Here is a 3328-nt window from a genome sequence, read left to right on the forward strand (position 1 = left end):
AATTCGCGATGCGCCACGGCCAGCGAGAACGTCCCCTCGCTGGCGAGATGCCGCGTGAGCGCCTCGGTGAGCTGCTCGTCGGCTTGCTGCACCATGGGGTGCACGTCGCCGTACGCCCGGCGTCTCGCAATGGCGAGGGCCAGGCGCGTGAGCACGCTCAGGACGGGCGAGGCGGTCGGCGCGGCGACAGGGACGGACATGGAGATAGCTTCATATATCGGCTATTCAGGCGACGACCGGCAGTCCACAGCGTCACCGCGTTTCCGGGATGGTCGCGGGGCGGAAACCCGCGGTTTGGTGTTCCTTTGGTCGAAAATCGGTGATTTTCGGCGATCCGGTGTCCGAAAGGCGCGGCGCTTCCGGGATTCCCTAGATTTCACCTCGTGTTGTGGCCGCCAGTCGGGCGGCCGTACCGTTCCCCTGTCACGTACTCCATGGCTCCGCAGTTCATCTACGTCATGAAGGGACTGCGCAAGGTCGTTCCGCCTTCGCGCATCATCCTCGACGATATCTGGCTTTCGTTCTATCCCGGCGCGAAGATCGGCGTCCTCGGCCCCAACGGCGCGGGTAAGTCGTCGCTGCTGCGCATCATGGCGGGCGTGGATACGGAGTTTCAGGGCGAGGCGTGGGCCCACAAGGGCACGCGCATCGGGTACCTGCCGCAGGAGCCGGAGCTCGACGGGTCGCTCGACGTGCGTGGCAACGTGGAGCTCGCGGTGAAGGCACAGCGCGATGCGCTGAACGAGTTCAACGAGATCTCGCTCAAGTTCGCCGAGCCCGATGCGGACTTCGACAAGCTGATGGATCGGCAGGGGAAGCTGCAGGAATACATCGACCAGTACGACCTCTGGAATCTCGACAACAAGATCGACGTGGCGATGGACGCGCTGCGGTTGCCGCCGGGCGACTGGCCGGTGACGAATCTGTCGGGCGGTGAGAAGCGTCGCGTGGCGCTGTGCAAGATCCTGCTGGAAGAGCCGGACATGCTGCTGCTCGACGAGCCCACCAACCACCTCGACGCCGAAAGCGTGGCGTGGCTGGAGCACTACCTCGAGAAGTTCGCGGGCACCGTCGTGGCCATCACGCACGACCGCTACTTCCTCGACAACGTGGCCAAGTGGATTCTCGAACTCGATCGCGGCAAGGGCGTGCCGTACGAGGGGAACTACAGCGGCTGGCTGGAGCAGAAGCAGCAGCGGCTCGCGCTCGAAGAGAAGCAGGCGAGTGCGCGTCAGAAGACGCTGCAGAAGGAGCTCGAGTGGGTGCGCATGTCGCCGCGTGCGCGTCAGGCGAAGAACAAGGCGCGTCTGCAGGCGTACGAGGATCTCGCGAGCGAAGCGCAGAACGATCGCGTGATGAGCAACGAAATCGTCATCCCGCCGGCGCCGCGCCTGGGCAACGACGTGGTGCGCGCGAAGGGGCTGCGCAAGGCGTACGGCGACAAGCTGCTGTTCGACGATCTCAACTTCGACTTGCCGCGCGCGGGCATCGTGGGCATCATCGGCCCCAACGGTGCCGGTAAGACCACGCTGTTCCGCATGATCAACGGCCTCGAGAAGCCCGACGCGGGCGAGCTGACGATCGGCGAAACGGTGTCGATCTCGTACCAGGACCAGCAGCGTACGCTGGAGGGGAAGCGCACGCTGTGGGAGGAGATCTCGGGTGGACGCGAGACGATTCCCGTGGGCAAGCGCGAGCTCAATTCACGCGCGTACGCAGCGAGCTTCAACTTCAAGGGCGCCGATCAGCAGAAGCTGGTGGCGAACCTGTCGGGTGGTGAGCGCAACCGTCTACATCTCGCGAAGACGGTGATGCAGGGCGGCAACCTGCTGCTGCTCGACGAACCGACGAACGATCTCGACGTGGATACGCTGCGCGCGCTGGAAGAGGCGGTGCTGGACTTCAGCGGCTGCGCGGTGATCATCTCCCACGATCGCTGGTTCCTCGATCGCGTGGCCACGCACATCCTCGCTTTCGAAGGCGACTCCGAAGTGGTGTGGTTCGAGGGGAACTACGGCGCGTACATCGAGGATCTGAAGAAGCGGAAGGGGCCGGATGCGGACCAGCCGCACCGGATCAAGTACAAGAAGTTGGTGCGGTAAACGACAGAAGGGCGACGATCACCAGATCGTCGCCCTTCGCGCTTCCAGGGGGATGCCCCGCGACATCGCGCCGGCGTCTATCGCGTCCAGATCACAAGCAGCCCGCAGGTGCTGCGCGTCGCGTTGTACTCGGCCGGCATGGAGGCGCCGCCGTTGTACACCTCCACGGCGAGCACCGAGGCGGGCGCAAGCTGATTGAGGTCGAAGAGCAGTTCGTCGGGCTCACCCCGGTACACGACGATGCCGTCCAGCACCACCGCCGCGTAGCAGAAGCCCGCCGCGGCGCCGCGCGCCCGATCGGCGGCGTTCACGCGCGGCAGCAGGTTGATGGAATCGTATCCTCGGCGTGTGGCGAAGAAGGCGGCTCCCGAGCGACCGCGCACGAGGTCCGCGCCGAGCGTCGGCGCCAACACATCCGCCAGCGTGCGCCCCGTCTGTTTCGCGAGCTGATCGGCGGTGAGGAACGTGCCGCCCAACTGCGCCTGGCGGTGCGCCTCGAAGGTGACCAGCCGCCGGTCGGGCGCGCGCGCCGACACGGTGACGCCCGCCACTTCCGCCGGTGCCGGCTGCAGACCAATGACATACTCGGCGTTGTCCCCCGCGCCGATGGTCATGAACGTGGAGAGGAGCGTCCAACCGGGCTTGCTCAGCACGACCGTATGGCGACCGGCGCCGATATCAGGGACGACGAACCGTCCTGCGGAGTCGGTCACCACCGTGCGTTGCAGTGTGGTGAGGCGCACGGTGACGTCGGCCACGGGTGCGTCATTCCGGTCGTTCACGACGCGGCCCCGCATGATGCCGGTGGCCTGCGCCGGTGCGCGGCTCACGGTACTGCCAAGGAGGAAGACCAACGACAGCATGGCCACGAGGAAGCGCGACGCGCCGTGACGCGCAGCGTGCACCTGCGCCGAGAAAATCAAAGACATGGCTGCACCACCTTCGCATCGGTCTGCACGAAGTCGTTGCCAACGCACAACAATGGCCAGCCGAGCGACGCGGACACGGCATACGCGAGGCAGTCGCCGTAGTTGAGCACGGCCGGGGATCCCACGCCGCGCCCGTAGCGGCGATGGGCCTCACGCGCGAAGGTGGCCTCGCGTGACGACACGGGCACCACGCGCACATCGAAGCGCTGCAGAAACGCATCGAGGGCCAGATCACCGCGTGCCCCATAACGCGCGCGGAGTACGATGCCGGTTTCCACCACCGTCGGCGCGCCGATG

4 protein-coding genes are annotated in these 3328 nt (G+C 66.1%); 1 reads left to right on the plus strand and 3 read right to left on the minus strand.

Features of this window, described 5'->3' with window-relative positions; translation table 11 throughout:
- Positions 1 to 200: hypothetical protein (locus tag ACIQ6O_RS15050; RefSeq protein ID WP_396208595.1), on the minus strand; the 200-nt coding region annotated here is incomplete at its 3' end.
- A gap of 234 nt (positions 201 to 434) precedes the next feature.
- Here ACIQ6O_RS15050 and ettA point away from each other — a divergent pair.
- On the plus strand, positions 435 to 2102 hold the full coding sequence (ettA, locus tag ACIQ6O_RS15055) for an energy-dependent translational throttle protein EttA (RefSeq protein ID WP_396208596.1): 1668 nt from the start codon (positions 435 to 437) through the stop codon (positions 2100 to 2102).
- A gap of 77 nt (positions 2103 to 2179) precedes the next feature.
- Here ettA and ACIQ6O_RS15060 read toward each other — a convergent pair whose 3' ends face one another.
- Complete coding sequence (locus ACIQ6O_RS15060; RefSeq protein WP_396208597.1) at positions 2180 to 3031, minus strand: carboxypeptidase regulatory-like domain-containing protein; 852 nt, start codon at positions 3029 to 3031, stop codon at positions 2180 to 2182.
- The coding region (locus tag ACIQ6O_RS15065; RefSeq protein WP_396208598.1) for a type II toxin-antitoxin system VapC family toxin at positions 3022 to 3328 on the minus strand (307 nt) is incomplete at its 5' end. The genes ACIQ6O_RS15060 and ACIQ6O_RS15065, both read right to left, overlap by 10 nt.

It is taken from the genome of Gemmatimonas sp. (genome assembly GCF_044345575.1).
Classification (GTDB): domain Bacteria; phylum Gemmatimonadota; class Gemmatimonadetes; order Gemmatimonadales; family Gemmatimonadaceae; genus Gemmatimonas.

Coding starts and splice junctions, on each gene's coding strand:
- ettA (WP_396208596.1), top strand. CDS start 435: ATGGCTCCGCAGTTCATCTACGTCATGAAGGGACTGCGCAAGGTCGTT.
- ACIQ6O_RS15060 (WP_396208597.1), bottom strand. CDS start 3,031: ATGTCTTTGATTTTCTCGGCGCAGGTGCACGCTGCGCGTCACGGCGCG.